The following is a 17,189-nucleotide window of genomic DNA, read 5'->3' on the forward strand; positions in this document are numbered from 1 at the left end:
GCCCTTAGCGCCGCCTGTGCTACAGCCCGGCGCCCAAACTGAGCACGGCCGCGATATTGCGGGCGGCGCTACGCACGTTCTGCGCCGCCTCGGCCAGCGCCTGCTCGACCGTGCACGGCCGGCTGACCGCGCCAAACACCGCGTGGATGCCATGCTGGTGCACCACCGCCGCGCCCGGCGCCAGGCAGCCGGCGATCGCGATCACCGGTTTGCCGTGGCGCTGGGCCACGCGCGCCACGCCGATCGGCGTCTTGCCGTGAATGGACTGGCTGTCGATGCGGCCTTCGCCGGTGATGACCAGGTCGGCGTCGGCCACGGCCGCGTCCAGACCCACCGCCGCCGTGACGATCTCGCTACCGGGACGCAAGCTACCGCCCAGGAAGACCAGCATCGCCGCGCCGATGCCGCCGCCCGCGCCGGCGCCCGGCACGTCGGCCACTTGCTGGCCCAACTCACGGGCGATGACGTCGGCATAGTGGCGCAGGTTGGCGTCGAGCTGCTCGACCATCGCCGCGGTGGCGCCCTTTTGCGGGCCGAAGATATGGGAGGCGCCCTGCGGCCCCACCAGCGGATTGCTGACGTCGCAGGCGATATCGAACACGCAGTCCCTGATGCGGGCGTCCAGGCCGGACAGGTCGATGTGCTGCAAGCCATCCAGCGCGCCGCCGCCGGGTGGCAAGTCGCGGCCGGCTGCGTCCAGCAAGCGTCCGCCCAGCGCCTGCACCATGCCGGCGCCGCCGTCGTTGGTGGCGCTGCCGCCCACGCCCAGCACGAAGCGGCGGGCGCCGGCGTCGAGCGCGTCGCGGATCAGTTGGCCGGTGCCGTAGCTGCTGGTGCGCAGCGGATCGCGCTGCGCGGGGGCTACCAGCTCCAGGCCGCTGGCGGCGGCCATCTCGATCACCGCCGTCGCGCCGTCGCCCATCAGGCCGTAGAACGCGGCCACCGGTTCGCCCAGCGGGCCGGACACCTGCAGCTCGACGCGGCGGCCGCCGCTGGCGTCGATCATCGCCTGCACCGTGCCTTCGCCACCGTCGGCCACCGGCAGCTTCACGTATTCCGCGTCGGGGAAGAACTCGCGGAAGCCGGCCTCGATTTCGTTGGCGACCGCCAGCGCGGTCAGGCTCTCTTTAAACGAATCGGGCGCAATGACTATTTTCATTGAAAAACTCTATCAACGGTTGACCAGTTTGGCGGGTACGCGCAGCACCAGTATCGCACCAAGCAGCAGCACGCTGGACAAAATATACAGCGCCGTATCGGTGCTCTGGGTGGCGTCCTTGATCCAGCCGACCAGGAAGGGGCTGACGAAGCCGGCGATCTGGCCCAGCGAGTTGATCAGCGCCAGGCCGCCGGCCGCCGCCGCGCTGCCGAGGAAGGCGGACGGCAGCGACCAGAACATCGCCAGCGCCGCCAGCGCACCCATGGTCGCCATGCTCAGGCCCACCATCACCACCAGCGCATTGCTGGAGAAGTTAGCCGCCAGCATCAGGCCGGTGAGGCCCATGACCATCGGCAGCGCTACGTGCAGGCGGCGCTCGCGGCGTTGGTCGGCCGAACGACCGGCCCACACCATGAACAGGGCGGCGCACAGATAGGGAATCGCACTGAGCCAGCCGACCGTGCCGGAGTTTTGGTAACCCAGCGACTTGATGATGGATGGCAGCCAGAAGTTGATCGCATACACACCCATCTGGATGCAGAAATAGATCACGCCCAGCATCCACACGCTGCCATTGCGCAGCACGGCCGAGAAGGTCTGGCCGACATCGCTGCTGGCCTGGCGCTGTTGCTCGTCGCCGGCCAGCGCGGCTTGCATCGCGCCTTTTTCTTCGACGCTCAGCCACTTGGCCTGGGCGATGCCATCGTTCAGGTAGAAGTACACTGCCACGCCGAGGATCACGGTCGGCAAGCCTTGCAGCAGGAACAGCCACTGCCAGCCGGCCATGCCGCCCTGCCCGGCCGAAAAGTGCTGCAACATCCAGCCCGACAGCGGACCGCCGACCAGGCCGGAAATCGGTATCGCCGACATGAACAGCGCCATCACCTGGCCGCGCTTCTGCGCCGGGAACCAGTGGGTGAAGTACAGCACCATGCCGGGGAAGAAGCCAGCCTCGGCCACGCCGGTGAAGAAGCGCAGCACGTAGAAAGAGGTCGGGTTGTGCACGAACAGCATGCAGGCCGACAAGGCGCCCCAGGCCACCATCATCGTCGCGATCCAGCGGCGGGCGCCGATCTTGTGGAGGATCAGGTTGCTCGGCACGCCGCTCAGCACGTAGCCGATGAAGAAGATGCCGGCGCCCAGTCCATAGACGGTGTTGCTCAAATGGAGGGCATCCAGCATCTCCAGCTTGGCGAAGCCGACGTTGACGCGGTCCAGGTAGTTGAAGAAGTAGCAGATGAAGATAAACGGTATCAGGTGCCAGCTGGCCTTCTTGTACGCGCCGTCCAGGACGGACGCCGCCGGCCACGGCGTGGCGGTGGTGGTGGTGTTCATGCTTGTCTCCTTGGTTTTTATAGGTAGTCTGTGCAGTCGATTATCTGGAATCGACTCCGAAAAAACATCGGCCAAATGCACCATAATTGCGCCGCAGTTCGGGCATTTGTTGGGCATCTGCACAATAAATGCTTTAACCGGCGCGGAATTTATGTGGATTCCTTGTTCTTTGGCACAATGTAGGACGAGGAGAAACGCCATGTACATACTCAGCACCGAGCTGGCCCAGGACATCGTCAGCCGGACCATGAAGATCATCCCCTACAACGTCAACGTGATGGACGCCAACGGCACCATCCTGGCCAGCGGCAATCCGGCCCGCATCGGTGAGCTGCACGCCGGCGCCATGCTGGCCCTGGCCAAGCGGCTGACGGTGGAGATCGACAGTGCCAGCGCCCGCAATATGCACGGCGCCCAGCCCGGCATCAACCTGCCGCTGACGGTCAACGGCCAGGTCTGCGGCGCGGTCGGCCTGAGCGGCGTGCCGGACCAGGTGCGCCAGTTCGGCGAGCTGGTGCGGCTGACGGCGGAGATGATCCTGGAACAGGCCCACCTGGCCGGCGAGTTGCAGCGCGACTCGCGCTACCGCGAAGCCTTCGTGCTCAACCTGATCCGCTACGAAGCGGCGCACGAAGCCGACCTCGCGGCCTGGGCGCGGCGGCTGGGCGTCAATTTCGAACGCAGCCACTTGGTGTTCCTGCTGGAGCTGGACGACAAGGCGATGGGCACCGACCAGGCGCTCAGCGAGCTGCAGCGCCTGCAACTGCGCATGCTGGCCCGGCAGCCGTCGGCGCTGACGGCCTCCGCCGGCGCCCACCAGCTGGTGCTGCTGGACTTCTACGACGCCCCAGCCGCACACGACGCCCAGTGGCCGCAGCGCCAGCTGAAAGCGCTGGCCGCCATCCTGCACGAGGAATGCGAACAGCCGCACACGCTGACCATGGGCATCGCCCAGTCCGGCATGGCGGGCGTGGCGATCTCCTACCAGAGCGCCCAGACGGCGGCCCGCATCGGCCGCGCCCGCCATCCGCGCCGCTCCCACTTCAGCTACTACGAACAGGCCCTGCCGGTGCTGCTGTCGGGACTGGGTTCGGGCTGGGAGGCGGACCAGCTGCGCCTGCCCATCGCCCGCTTGAAGGCGCAGGATAAAAACAAGGAGTTACTGCAACGCACGCTCAATGTGTGGTTTGAACACGACGGTCACCCGGCCGCCACCGCCGAGGCCCTGCACGTCCACCGCAATACGCTGGATTACCGGCTGCGCCGCATCGGCGAGATCACCGGCCTGGACCTGGGCAAGCTGGAGGATCGTTTCCTGCTATATATCTCATCGTTATTAACAACATAACGCTCTCGGCATAGCCAGAAACTTACTGTATTATTTGCCGTCGCCCGAGCGCCCACAAGGCACACACTCGGGTACGGAGATAACCAAAATAAAACTGGAGCCATTTTGAGCCTTTTTCGCACTAAGAACCTGGACGATATGATCGCCAACAGCCGCAAACCCGGCGGCCTGGCGAAAGTACTCGGTCCCTTCGACCTCATTCTCATGGGCATCGGCGCCATTGTCGGCACCGGTATTTTCGTACTGACGGGCACCGGCGCGGTGACGGCCGGCCCGGCGCTGACCCTGTCCTTCGTGATCGCCGCGATCGCCTGCGGCTTCGCCGCCCTCTGCTACGCCGAATTCGCCTCCACCGTGCCGGTGGCCGGCTCCATCTACACCTACACCTACGCCACCCTGGGCGAACTGGCCGCCTGGATGATAGGCTGGGACTTGCTGCTGGAATACGGCCTGGCCACTTCGGCCGTGTCGGTCGGCTGGTCCGGCTACTTCCAGTCGTTGATCGCCGGCTTCGGCATCAACCTGCCGGTCGAGCTCACGGCCGCGCCCGGCGCGCTTCCCGGCGTGCATACGCTGATCAACCTGCCTGCTTTCTGCATCATGCTGATCCTGACCGCCATGCTGAGCTGGGGCGTGCGCGAGTCGGCCCGCCTGAACAACATCATGGTCGCCATCAAGATCGGCGTGGTCCTGCTGTTCATCGTGGTCGGCGCGCGTCACGTCGAGCCCGCCAACTGGAAACCGTTTTTGCCGTTTGGCTACAACGGCATGCTGAGCGCCGCCGCGCTGGTGTTCTTCGCCTTCATCGGCTTCGATGCGGTGACCTCGGCTGCCGAGGAAGTCAAGCGTCCGTCGCGCGATCTGCCGATCGGCATCATCGGCTCGCTGGCCGTCTGCACCGTGCTGTATGTGATCGTTTCGGCCATCATGACCGGCATCGTGCCATACAAGCAATTCCTGGGCATCGACCATCCGGTCTCGCTGGCGTTGGAAGTGGCCGGTGAAAAATGGTTCGCCGGCTTCGTCAACCTTGGCGCCATCCTCGGCATGACCACCGTGATCCTGGTGATGGCCTACGGCCAGACCCGCATCATCTTCGCCATGTCGCGCGACGGCCTGCTGCCTAAGCGCCTGTCGACCGTGCATCCGCGCTTCCACACGCCGTTCCTCGCCACCTGGCTGGTCGGCATCGTGTTCGGCCTGATCGCCGCCGTGGTGCCGTTGAACGTGCTGACCGAGCTGATCAACATCGGCACGCTTGCCGCCTTCAGCCTGGTATCGATCGCCGTGGTCATCCTGCGCAAGACGCGTCCCGACCTCAAGCGCGCCTTCCGCTGCCCTGGCGTGCCGGTGATTCCTGGCCTGGCCGTGATCTTCTGCGTCATGCTGATGACCTACCTGAGCTGGTTCACCTGGGTCGCCTTCGTGATCTGGCTGGCGATCGGCCTGGCCATCTACTTCGGCTATGCCCGCAAGCGTTCGCTGCTGAACTAATCCTGCTGTTAGCCCGGCGAGGCCAGTTGCCTCGCCGGCGCCCATCCCTATCCTGCCGCTCCGCGCAGGGTGCTTTACCCCACAGACCACAACACGAAACCCGCCTAGCATCTGACTCGTCACTGCGAAGGAGAGCGTGTGAACACCACCCTATGGTTCTTGCTCGTCGGCTGCCTGATGCTGGCGCGCGGACTGGCGGCCTCCACGATCTCGAAGTCGCCGTTTACCTCCGCCATCGTCTACCTGGGCGCCGGCATCTTGCTGGGGCCGACCTTTCTCAACATCTTCGGCTTCGATCCCAAGCTGCAATCGGCCCTGCTGGAAGTGCTGACCGAGATCGCGCTGCTGATCTCGCTGTTCTCCGCCGGGATCAAGATGCCGGTGCCGTTCAAGCGGCAGCGTTGGGACGCGCCGCTGCGGCTGGCCTGGCTGTCGATGTCGCTGACGGTGGGGCTGGTGGCGCTGTTCGGCTACTACGTGCTGCACCTGCCGGCCGGGGCCGCCGTCCTGCTGGGCGGCATCCTGGCGCCAACCGACCCGGTGCTGGCCACCGATGTCCAGGTGCGCCATGCCGGTGACAAGGACCAGCTGCGCTTCACCCTCACCTGCGAGGCCGGCATGAACGATGGCAGCGCCTTCCCTTTCGTTATCCTCGGCCTCGGCATGCTGGGCGTGGTCGATACCGGCGAGCACCACTTGCGCTGGCTGCTGGTCGACGTGTTGTGGGCCACGGCGGGCGCGGTACTGATCGGCGTGGCGGCCGGCGCACTGGTGGCGCGGCTGAGCTGGCGCCTGCGCGGTTGCGATCCCAAGCATGAAATCATGGATGACCTGGTGGGGCTGGGCATGATCGCAGTCGTGTATGCCGTAGCGAGTCTGTGCAAGGCATCGGGCTTCCTGGCGGTGTTCTTCGCGGCGCTCGCCTTGCGGCAGACGGAACTGGTGCTGGCCGGCGCGCCCAAGGACCGCCACGGTCTGATGGAACCGGACCCGGCCAAGTCCGAAGCCGCCAAGACCAGCGAAACCCACGAAGCGCCACTCATCGTCAGCGCTGGATCGTTGGTGTTCAAGGAGCATCTGGAGCGGCTGTCCGAGCTGACGTTGGTGTTGCTGCTGGGCGGTATGTTGTCGCTGAAGAGCATGCAGTGGGATGCCTTGTGGATGGCCTTGTTCCTGTTCATGATCGCCCGTCCGCTGAGCGTTTTCGCCGGCCTCATCGGCAGTGACACCAGCCTGCGCATGCGCGCCATGACGGGCTGGTTCGGCGTGCGCGGCATCGGCTCGATCTATTACCTGATGTTTGCCATCGAAGCGGGGCTGGCGCCGAAACTGGCGGCGCAGCTGACGCGCATTGCGCTGTTTGTCATCATGCTGTCGATACTGGTGCACGGCTTCAGTGTCAAGCCTTTGATGGACACAGTGTGGCGCCGGCGTCGCTGATCGCGTCGCTTCGATGTGCATCAAGAAGCGGCGGCGCGGGATGTGGGATCGTCTTGCGACCATGTCCAACGATATCTACCTGATTGAAGACGCCACCGATCACATCGGCGACAGCGCCCTGCTGCAGCGCTGGCGCGAACTGCTGGCCGAGAGCGAGAGTCACGATCGCGTGTATCAGAGCCCGGAGTTCTTCGACTATCTGCGCGGCACGGCAACACGGCACGCGCCGCCGCGGCTGTTCACGGTGTTGGAGCGCGCCAGCCGCACCGTGGTCGGCGTGGTGCCGCTGGTGCTGCGGCAACATAGTTTTGAATTTAGCGCCGGCCGCTGGCGCTTCGGTTCGCTGCCGGCGTTCAGCGTGGCCCTGCTGGGCAGCGCGCCGTTGATGTCCGCGCGGCCGGGGTTGCTGGATTTGCTGTTTGAGTTCCTGCTGGAGCAGTTCCCAAAATGTCACGCGATCTCGCTGACGTCGCTGCCGTCGGACAGCAAACTGTGGCGCAGCATAAGTGACGACATCGGCAACCCACGCGGCTATCGCAAGCACCTGCTAAACAACTGGCGCGATTGCCATCAGATTCCCTTGCCAGCCAGCTTTGAAGCTTTCATGGCGCAGTTCGGTTCCAAACGGCGCTACAACCTCAAGCGGCAGCAACGGCAGTTGCGCGACCACGGTGGCGGGCAACTGGATTTGCATCGGATTGAACGGCCGGAGCAACTGGCGTCCATGCTGGAGGCGTTGGCCAGGCTGATCACGCCAGCGCATCGTGCGCAGCTATGGACCGCAGAGGAAATGCAGAGCCTGGCGCAACACGGAATGCTGCTGTGCTACCAAATCGATTGCGGCGGCCAACCCTGCGCGTTGATACTCGGCTTGCGATCAAGCGACACGCTGCACCTGTTCAACATCTTTCACGACAATGCGCTCGATCATCTGTCGGTGGGAACTACGATACTGCACATGGCTATCGAAGATTTGTGCGGCCATCGCTTCGTCTGCATCGATCTCGGTTACGGCACGCCCGGCCACAGCTACCAATCCAGCAACGTCACCGTACAACGCGGGCATGTGCTGTTGATGCGAGCGGGCCTGAGAAATCGCATGGTCTGTGCCATGCATGGCTCGTTCATTGCAGCCACCGCAACGGCACGGCGTCTGATCAAATTAATTAGCAGGACGAGGGAAGCGATAGCCCGGATATAGGTTTGCTTTTGTAGGGCTACATTTGCACCGATGAGGATAGGAAGCCGCAGTCTCAGCTTCAAAATATCGGAAAATTCCAAAAGCTAAACTAACAAAAAGGTAGTCGCCGTTACGATGCGTCAACGTCACCTTACTGTGATATCTCGTTCTGCAGTTCCATGCCTTGAATAAACGCTCTAACCGTGCTGGTACCATCAGCCTTGGCGCCGTCTTTCAATCGGAGCACTTTCGCGTTTCCACAGAAATTGTTCAATTTCCCATACAAGCAAAAATTCAGCTCACGTAATCGTTCTGCAGGTGCGGACTGCACATCATCGATCAGGGATACATGACCCTTGGAATTTTTGGCACGAATAGACTGTATCTTGGCCTCTGGCGCCGGATTCTCAAATCCGGTAGGAGCCGACTTGGGAAGGCAACTGAAGTTAAGCTGCAACGATTCGAGCGTCGAACCTTTGGGCAGCGGCAGCCTGCAGCTCTCCGCCGTGCATTGCGTCGACGTATCAGGTACCTTCACGACGCAGGCAGGGCTATCCGCATCAAAATTGGGTATCGTAAATTCCTGCGGCGCGGTCACCCCAATTTGCGGGCACCCTATCGCGCCGGCACACACGACGATCAACGACAGCAGATAACTTCTTTTCATAGCTAACCTCTTCTCGGCAAATAGCCCTCAGGGAACATCAATGTAAGATTACCCGCAGGGTCCGGAAACAGCGTCTCGGACAACACTGCGAGCGAATAGGCATAGGCCACGCACCGCGCATCAAAGCCATTCAAGGCTGTGGAATATTGATTATTGATGGCGCCTGGAAGGTTGACCGCAGCCGAAGCACGCCAGAAACTCGGGCTGCGATAATATACCTTGGCCCCTTGGTTCGTTGTTACCGCCATCCGGGACAGTGCATGGTCGACATCGGCATAAGACGCCATACGCAACTTTGCCCAATAAAAACCGGCGCTATCAGAAGGTGCATAGCCAGAATCCGTGGAGTTTGCCATGGCGACGCCTTTGACTTCGTCCCGCCACCCGCGCATTTGAGCCGTCAATTGTGGATAATGCGCGTCGCTTAACGTCGCATTGCTACGTTGTGCCACCGGCTGGCCGGCAATGGCGCTGTAGGCCTGCGACAAAGCATTCTTCAAGGTGTCCGGAACCTGCCTGCCTCTAAAACGCCAATAGTTAATGAAGTTTTCCGGATTCGTCAGTTGCAAAAAGCCTCGCCCATACCATGGGGCATACCACAGCGTAGAACCGCTGCCTTCCGACAGCACACCCAACCATTGTGTTTCCTGAATCGCATTACCATAAAAGGAAGCAAGCCGCAATGGCGAATTGATGCCATATTTACGCGTCATCCGGTTCAAACCGACCCGTTGGCTAGCGGCTACGGACGTCGGCGAGGCCAGATTGGTTTGCACCGCTTCCCACAAATATGTTCCTGCATGGCGGCGCATCGCGTGTCGCGGCACAAGTTGTTTGAATTCATCGGCGCTCAGCCACTGGCATTTTCGGAAGTGGCTGAGAAAGGCCTGCGGCTGAAAGTGCCAATGTGCTCCGGCCAGCGCAGCGGGCAGTGATGCCACAGGCACGGTCAGCGCCGCAATATGGGCACGCAACTTGGCCCAGTCCTCACCGGTGACACCATAATCCGGATCGGATTGCAACCATGCCCAGCGCGCATCGATGCTATCGCGGTTCCACTCGCTTGGAAATTTGCAGATGCATCGCGACAGCGCTGTACGTACTTCGGGCAACCCCATACGCTGCTCCAATTCCTCGCGAGTCAGGCGGCCATCGGCATTGCTGACGTCTTCAATCACGGCTTGCAACAGTGCCGACTCCGCCCTGCTGTCGTCGTCGGTGTCATCGTCGACTAACTTCCAGCCCTTCCAGCCCGGAAAATCCGCATCGCTGAATTTATGCACGCCAGCGGCGTTGAGATTTACCCAGCCAGTCTGGGTGTTGCCTTGAACTCTGCGCCAATGAGGGCAATCAGCGGGCGCCAGCACCTCATTGGGGGCGTTCAGAACACGGCCAAAACGCAGTAATTCATACACGGCGCTAGGTGCCGGACGAACGCTCTCCGGATAGGCGTGACTGATGTCGCTCGCTCGAACATACAGGTCATAGTCGGCGTTCCTATCCTCGATAGGTGTGCCGACGACGGTACCGTCCGGATTATAGCTTGTCAGCCATGCGCTACCTCGTTGCGCGGCAGCACCATCGCCGCTGGCGTAGCGTATGCCAATGATAAGATCGGCCGATGTAGTTTCGGTCGCCACTGACGCCGGCACAGTGACATTGCCTGCCGGCTTGTCCGCGTACAGGCGAGCTCCGGCTGGAACATGAAAATAGACTTCACCGAACACGACATCGTGCCGACCGTCTACGTTTAACGCCAGCGCACCGCTCCTGCGCCCGACTAACTTATTCAGGTTGTCATCGTCACACACAATTTCGACATGAAGGTGGTCGGCGGCACTATAGATGCGGCCTGCGGCGCCCAGTTCATCCTTACGATACAGCCGGTGCTCTGCAGCTGAAGCCGTACCCTGCGCCACTTTCAGCGCATTGCCCCGCAAGGAAGACAGGTGTACGAAGACGGAATAGAACTCCACCGCTTCCGCGTTTGGCCCCGATCCCGTATCCGTGCGGTGACGGATGACGACCATGCCATCGTCAGTCCACGATGGCGAGCTGCCGTAAGGATTGTAATTCAGGGGATGCGCAGGGTCGTTGACCTGCGCAGTGGGCCGGCGAGCATAAACGATCTCTCCATCCGCGATGGCACGAACAGGTAAAACACCCGATCCCACACTGGGCGCATGTACGTGACTACCGCCATGCCAACCAAGTTTCAGGCTAACCGGAAAGCTGCCCTCCGGCACGCTGGTGCCGGGACAATTGACGGTCGCCGCAGGCATCGCCGCAGCGATGTAGTCCGCGTCGCTCGCGCCCGTGGCTCGTGTCGGCAAAAATGGTGGGCTGATAATCATGCGTTAAATGGTTTCTTTATGGGACATCAGGACGAGAAAGGGAATTTTTTGTTGGGTACGAACTCCGCACGCGGTAGCGACGGCATCGGATAGGCCAAGCGTTGCGGACCGGCGAAACTCTTCGCGCCGGCGTAGATGGTAAGCTTTCCCGGGCACTGCACCGTAACATTTCCTCCTTCAATGGTGATGTTCGCCCCGCCCGCCGTCGACAAGCTGATACTCTTGGCTGCAGCCCAGTCCAACCCGGCATTGGCGCTGATGAAGCCGATTTCGGCGCGTGCCTGCACCTTCAATTCGTCGGCCTGCGCCTGAATGTCGATGGCATCCTTGGCCGCGATCAACTGCACGCCGATATTGCCTTCGCCCGCTTTGACCGCCCCACCCAGCACACCAATCGCCTGGCGGGTTTGCACCCGCAATTGGCCGCCGCTGACGAACTGTGTATCGGCGCCGCTCATCAAAGCGATCGTTTCGCCATTGGACAGTTGCATCGCCTGACCGGCCGTCACGCTCAGGCCACCCTTGCCACTGACGGCGATAATCGGCGAACTAGCATGCGGCAGTTGATCGTCACCGGGTGCGGTTTTCTTTTCGCCAGCATCAGCCTTGGCCGCGTCCAGACTGGCATTGCCCACCATACCCGACACTGCAGCCAGCATCGCCTTCAACGGCGCCGAATTATCATCCAACGCGCTCTGATCTGCCTTCGTGGCGCCGATGTGCGAGGCCAACGCAACCGTCTCATGCGTCTTGGCCGCATCGCTGAACGTTTGCCCCAACTGCACCGCCTGCTTCAACAGCGCGATGCCTGCCGTGTTATCGCCCATGGGCTCTCGCTCTCTGGCACTGTGGCTGATCGCATAGCTCGACACCAGCAAGCCACCTGCCGCGCGCACCGCGCCATACGCATCGGTGCGCAGCTCGGCGCCCTGTCCGCGCAGACTGCCGCGATAGTTGTCGGCGCTGTGGATCAGATGGCCCAACGTCAGTTCAGTGGCCGCATGCGTCGAGCGCAGCTGCACGCGCCCCTGCGCGTCGGTATCGTCGAACAGCAGCTGGTTGTAGCCGGACGCGCCAAACTCCTTGCTGCGCACGCCCCACTGCGCCGCCGCGTTGCCGTGGCCGGCAGTATCGGCGGAAGCGCCGTGCCACAAGGGACTATTGCCCGCCGCCAGATTGCCCTGCGCGGAAGGCGCATGATCGCTGGCCGGATTGAACACCGCTGCCTGGCTGTCGCCCGCCGCCTGCCCCGCCGGGGTTGGCGCTACACCGCCCTCGCCCCGCCCGTTGTACAAGGCGCCGAGGATGACGGGCCGGTCGATATCATTCTCGATGAACTGCACCAACACTTCCTGCCCCACGCGCGGCAGGAACTGGCTGCCCATGCCGCCGCCAGCCGAACGCTGTGCGACGCGCACCCAGCAGGTGGCGTCCCCGCTGTCCTGCCAGTGATAGCGGATGCGCACGCGGCCCAGCGCGTCGCAATGGAGCTCGTCGGCGCCGGCAGGCTGGTCCAGGCCATCGGCCCCGATGACGATCGCGCTTTGCGCGCCCGATGCGGTTGGCTTTGGATGGTTGCGGCCATCGCTGTCCGGCAGTTGCGGACGCCAGATCACATCGGCGGCAACCGCTTCAAAACTGTTGGCGTAACCTGTACTGCGCGCCTGTTCGATCACCAGCGCAAAGTCGGCATCGCGTTGCGACGACAATTCTTCCAGCAATTCCGGAATGGGGCCAAACAACTCAGCCAAACCCTGCTGCGCCGGCGACGGCAGGTTGTTGACGCCGACACTGGTCACACGCAACACGGTGTAGGCCGGCACAGCAGCGCCCTCGGCTGACGCTAGCGGCCCTTGCGTGACATTCACGCGCCGGCCTGCAGCCAGGGTGCGCACCGTCGACCGGCCCCGCCACATCTGGCTGCGCGCTTCCCGTCCCTGCATTTGCAACTCGGCGTAATGCTGCGCCAGCCCGCCGTCTGCATAGGCGTATTGGCCGGGAACGTCGAAGCTCTCCAGCGACGGCAATTTCTCGTACTGCTGCAAGGCCGGCGCACTGGCGCCGACGGCCTTCTTGGACCTGTAATCGTAGCTGAGCAAGCTGGTCAGCGTAGCCGACACGCTGCGCCGAGCCTGCAAAGCCTGAATGGTGTCTTGCTGCTCGCCAGCGCGCACGCCGTGGAAGCGGATACCGCCACCGGCCTCGCTACTGGCGTCCTCGGGCACCGCGCTGAGCTGGCTGCTGTCGGCGAATAGCACCAGGCACAGGCCGTCCTCGGTCTCCTCGAAGCGCCATGCCAGCCCTTCCTCGGTCAACAGGCGCAGCACGAAATCGTAGTCCGACTCGCGGTACTGACAACAATAACTGCGCGCCGGCACATCGGCCAGGAAGCCGTCGACCTCCTCGCTCCAGCGCCATTGCGCCAGCGGCTGATAGGTTTCAAAGACCGATTCAACGATCTCGATCACCGACTTGTCCTGCCAAACGCGGCTGTTGCGCACCTGGCTCAGGCGCCACAGCCACGGCGTCAACCGCAAGCGGAAGCGCGCCAGGCCGCCTTCGCTGCCCAGCATGGCCGCCTGCGTGATGTCGCCGCTGAAGGTGGTGCGGCTGCCGTCCACCAGGCTCACTTCGAGGCTGGCCGGCTTGCCCAGCAACGGCGCCAGCTCGACATGCGCGTTGGTCGACAGCACGATGATGTCGCGCGCGCCCGTGCCTTGCACCATATCATCGGCGGAAAAAGCTTCCACCAGCAGACCGCCGGCACCGAGGTCGGCGTCGTCGTCGCCCAGCTTCAGCGCGTACAGCCGCGTGGCGCTGGAGAATTGCGCCAGGGCTGTCGTGATTTGTTCTAGTAGGGCGACACTCATGAGTTCGACGCGGTTTTCGCGCCGGGAGCAGCCTTACATTCCGGCTCTTTCTTCGCGTCGGCTGCGCACAGGCGCGCGCGGCACTGCTCTTCGCCGGCGGCGTTGTACTGCTTGCAGGTCTTGAGCTGCTCGGCAGGCGTGCTGGTCTTCTTGACCGGCGGACGGGTCTGCAAATGCGCCATCAGCGCGGTGATCAGCGTAACGTCGTTGTCCGGTTGCTTGGGCGCCGGCTTGTCCTTGTCCTTGGCCGGCGCGGTTTTCTGGGCCAGTTTGACGTTGTCGGATTTGTGCTCTGGCTTGTGTTCGGCCTTGCGTTCTGGCTTGTGCTCAGTCTTGTGTTCAGGCTTGCGCTCAACCTTGGCCAACTGTGGCGCCTTCGGCTGCGGCCGTTCCAACGCCTGCATCAGTTCGTCGGGAGGGGCCTTGGGCTTGGCCGGCGCGGCCAGCATTTCCTTCAGCGACGGCAACTTCTCGGACACCGGGGCGACGACAGGCGCCTCCTCCAAGATCGCCGCGGTCGACACTTCTGGCTCGGCCGGCGCAGCCGCAACGGTTACCGGCTTGGCCGGCGCCGCGACCACAACGACCGGCACACTGTCTTCGTCAGGCGTATTGCTCATCCAGGCCAGCGCGCCGCCCAGCGCCGCCAGCACGCCGATGCCTACCGTGCCCCAAACCATCAAACCGCCAGGACGCTTGCCTTGGCCGCGCGCCACGGCGCCCACGGGCGCAGGCGGTTTGTTGTCCAACGTGCTCAGAATGCGCTGGCGGTCCACCTCCGCTTGCTGTTCCGAGGAAAGCAGACTGGGCCTGCCCCCCTTTGAAGGGCGATCGTCTTGACGTTGCAAAATGTACTCCTTGTTAATTTCGCATTACTTTACGCGATTCAAGGAAAACGCGACGCATCTTACAAAGTCAACCGTGCGCACCCCGGATTTCCGTCGTGTCATAGGGCGATTTCAATCGTGCGCTGGATTGTCATAACTGTAAGATATACTGAAAGCAATGCTTTAAGGACACTAATGATGCAACATTATGCTGGAGAGGAACTGTCGTGCTGATACTGGCAATCGCACTCTATTTTGTACTTGCCTGTTTGATCAGCTGGATGGTCCTGTTCCCGGCCGGACGCGAATTCGTGCTCAACGCGCTGGCCGGCGCCGGCCAGCGGCTGCAACAGCGCATGGGCCAGATCGCCCAGCGCCGCCAGCAGGACGCCAGCGCGCTCGGCCGCACCGGACGCGCCTCGGCCGGCGAAGTCGGCGCCTTCCTGCGCCAGCACTATGTGTTGTGCCTGGGCGGAGCGGCGCTGATCTGCGTGCCGCCGCTGCTGGCACTGTTGATGAGTTCCAAAAGCACGCTGAGCGGCTTTGACACCTCGACCCGGGAAATCAACACCCAGGTCGCCGATCTGCTGCAAGGCGAGCAGCTGGTGCCGCCGCAGGCACTGCCGCCGCTGGTGTTTGCCTCGGCCGAAGTGGCGCTGGAGCGGCCGATGCTGGTTTCCGCAAGCCGCGACTGGGCCTTGATGGACGCCGCCTACGCACAGCGGCTGCTGATGGCCTTCAAGATCATGAAGGAGAAGCACGGCTACGACATGGCGATCCTGGAAGGCTACCGCAGCCCGGAACGCCAGAACAAACTGGCAGCGATGGGACCGAACGTCACCAACGCGGCGGCCTTCCAGAGCTGGCACCAATACGGCCTGGCCGCCGACTGCGCGTTTCTGCGCGACGGCAAGCTGGTGATCTCGGAAAAAGATCCGTGGGCCATGCGCGGCTATCAGCTCTACGGCGAAGTGGCCGAGTCGCTGGGCCTGACCTGGGGCGGACGTTGGAAGATGATGGACTTCGGGCACACGGAACTGCGTATGCCCGGTGTGATGAAACGATAAGGTACAGCTAAAAATGGCGGCATGGCTTAAAAATTTGATGATGGCGCTCCTGGCGTTCGGCGCCAGTTGGCTGGGCGCCGTCTGGTACTGGCGCGCGAACAACCGCGTGCCGGCCACCGACGATCTGGTGCTGTACCTGCTGGTGCTGCCACTGGCGCTGCTGGCGGTGTTCTGGCTGGGCCAAAAAATCTATCGCGCCATCAGCGCTCCCGCAGCTGCCGCGGCCACCGGCGACGCTGCCGCACAAAGCGCAGCACCAGCGGAACCGGCGCGCGGACCATCGCTGTCGCTGGTGGCCGCCGCCGTGCGCGCACCGCATGGCATGTCGCCCGCTGAACTGAGCGCCACACTGGCCGACAACAACCCGCGTCCCGAGCTGGACCCGGAACTGATCGACGCCTATGGCTACCCGATCATGAGCGCCCGCATCGCCGACCTCGATGCCGAAGCGCTGCGCGCCGAAATGTCGGACTGGCTGACCGCCAACGCACTCGCGCCAAGCTTCAGCGACGAGCAGTGGCGCGCCCTGAGCGCCGGCAGCGAAGTGGTGAACGAGTTGTCCGGCCACCTTGCCGGCCACACCTTGCTGGAAGCCCACGCCGGCCACATCGCGCAGCGCGAACCTTCGCCGCTGCCGATGCTGCAACTGCATCCTGTATGGGCGCCCGAGTGGAAACCCGAGCAGCGCCAGGCCACCGTACTGTGGTTCCGCCACCTCGCGATCCAGGCCGGATGGCCGGAAGACCGCATCACCGTCGCCCCGGAACGCGGCGCGGCCGACACCGAAGCCGGCACCGTGCTGGCAAGGCTGCTGTCGAACGAGCCGCCGGCATTGGCGTTGGTGGTGGCCTGCGGCTCCCACATAGGCGCCGACAGCGTCGAAAGCATGGACAACGCCACCGCGCTATTCAACTCCAGTCACCCGCAAGGCCGCATCCCCGGCGAAGGCGCTGCCGGCCTGCTGCTGGCCGACGCCGCCCAGGCCAAGCTGCTGGCGTTCGGCGCCGAGCTGCCGCAGTTGCTGGCCATGAGCAGCGGCCAACTGCCACATTCCGCCGATACATCCAGGCGTTCCAGCGCCGAGCTGCTGCAAGAGCTCAGCACCAAGGCGCTACTCGGCGCCGGCCGCGAAGCATCCTCCATCGCCCTGATCGCTGCCGACACCGACCACCGCACCAGCCGCGTCATGGAGTTGATGGGCATGGTGTCGGCATCGACGCCGCAACTCGATCCTGGCGTCGATGTGCTCAGCGTCGGCGCCAGCTGCGGCAGCTGCGGCGGCGTCACCTGGTTGACCGCGCTGGTCCTGGCGCGGCAGGAAGCCGAAAACCGCAACGCCCCCATTCTGTGCATCAGTAATCTTGACCCGTTCCGGCGCTATGTCGCCGTGATCGGCCCCGCCGTTGCCGTACCTGTTTGAATTTGACGAATTTTTCTAGAGCCCCAAT

At 63.2% G+C, this 17,189-nt stretch carries 12 protein-coding genes; 6 read left to right on the plus strand and 6 right to left on the minus strand.

Translation table 11 applies throughout. From position 1 onward, the window contains the following. Window positions 1-19 precede the first annotated feature (19 nt). Together AC07OK_RS27820 and AC07OK_RS27825 are read right to left on the minus strand one after the other, a co-directional pair. On the minus strand, window positions 20-1,159 hold the full coding sequence (locus AC07OK_RS27820) for a glycerate kinase (protein ID WP_494693310.1): 1,140 nt from the start codon (window positions 1,157-1,159) through the stop codon (window positions 20-22). A gap of 12 nt (window positions 1,160-1,171) precedes the next feature. Beyond that, window positions 1,172-2,494 (minus strand): MFS transporter, encoded by a 1,323-nt coding sequence (locus AC07OK_RS27825; protein ID WP_494693311.1) that lies wholly within the window; start codon window positions 2,492-2,494, stop codon window positions 1,172-1,174. A gap of 199 nt (window positions 2,495-2,693) precedes the next feature. Between AC07OK_RS27825 and AC07OK_RS27830 the strand changes: the two genes are divergently transcribed. From AC07OK_RS27830 to AC07OK_RS27845, 4 genes are all read left to right on the plus strand, one after another. Continuing rightward, window positions 2,694-3,842, plus strand: a complete 1,149-nt coding sequence (locus AC07OK_RS27830) for a sugar diacid recognition domain-containing protein (RefSeq protein WP_494693312.1) — start codon at window positions 2,694-2,696, stop codon at window positions 3,840-3,842. Window positions 3,843-3,947: 105 nt separating this feature from the next. Further along, a complete protein-coding gene (bcaP, locus tag AC07OK_RS27835) occupies window positions 3,948-5,336 on the plus strand; it encodes a branched-chain amino acid transporter BcaP (RefSeq protein WP_494693313.1) in 1,389 nt (462 codons plus the stop codon). A gap of 138 nt (window positions 5,337-5,474) precedes the next feature. After that, window positions 5,475-6,776 (plus strand): cation:proton antiporter, encoded by a 1,302-nt coding sequence (locus AC07OK_RS27840; protein WP_494693314.1) that lies wholly within the window; start codon window positions 5,475-5,477, stop codon window positions 6,774-6,776. 61 nt (window positions 6,777-6,837) lie between these two features. After that, entirely contained in the window at window positions 6,838-7,977 is a 1,140-nt protein-coding gene (locus AC07OK_RS27845) for a GNAT family N-acetyltransferase (protein WP_494693315.1), read from the plus strand. Between the two features lie 130 nt (window positions 7,978-8,107). Here AC07OK_RS27845 and AC07OK_RS27850 read toward each other — a convergent pair whose 3' ends face one another. From AC07OK_RS27850 to AC07OK_RS27865, 4 genes are read right to left on the minus strand one after another with little or no spacing between them, the layout of a single operon-like run. Continuing rightward, window positions 8,108-8,623 (minus strand): hypothetical protein, encoded by a 516-nt coding sequence (locus AC07OK_RS27850; protein WP_494693316.1) that lies wholly within the window; start codon window positions 8,621-8,623, stop codon window positions 8,108-8,110. A gap of 2 nt (window positions 8,624-8,625) precedes the next feature. Next, window positions 8,626-10,977, minus strand: a complete 2,352-nt coding sequence (locus AC07OK_RS27855; RefSeq protein WP_494693317.1) for a M23 family metallopeptidase — start codon at window positions 10,975-10,977, stop codon at window positions 8,626-8,628. 26 nt (window positions 10,978-11,003) lie between these two features. Then, entirely contained in the window at window positions 11,004-13,847 is a 2,844-nt protein-coding gene (locus AC07OK_RS27860; RefSeq protein ID WP_494693318.1) for a type VI secretion system Vgr family protein, read from the minus strand. Beyond that, window positions 13,844-14,596, minus strand: coding sequence for a hypothetical protein (locus tag AC07OK_RS27865; protein WP_494693319.1), 753 nt, complete (start codon window positions 14,594-14,596; stop codon window positions 13,844-13,846). Before AC07OK_RS27865 ends, AC07OK_RS27860 begins: the two co-directional genes overlap by 4 nt. Before the next feature lie 305 nt (window positions 14,597-14,901). Here AC07OK_RS27865 and AC07OK_RS27870 point away from each other — a divergent pair, with 305 nt between their 5' ends. Both AC07OK_RS27870 and AC07OK_RS27875 read left to right on the plus strand, forming a co-directional pair. After that, the gene (locus AC07OK_RS27870; RefSeq protein WP_494693320.1) at window positions 14,902-15,741 is read left to right on the plus strand and encodes a M15 family metallopeptidase; all 840 of its coding nucleotides are present in this window, start codon (window positions 14,902-14,904) and stop codon (window positions 15,739-15,741) included. Window positions 15,742-15,778: 37 nt separating this feature from the next. Beyond that, the gene (locus AC07OK_RS27875) at window positions 15,779-17,161 is read left to right on the plus strand and encodes a hypothetical protein (protein ID WP_494693321.1); all 1,383 of its coding nucleotides are present in this window, start codon (window positions 15,779-15,781) and stop codon (window positions 17,159-17,161) included. Window positions 17,162-17,189 lie beyond the last annotated feature (28 nt).

This window comes from Duganella sp. GW821-FHT07G03, assembly GCF_059418605.1.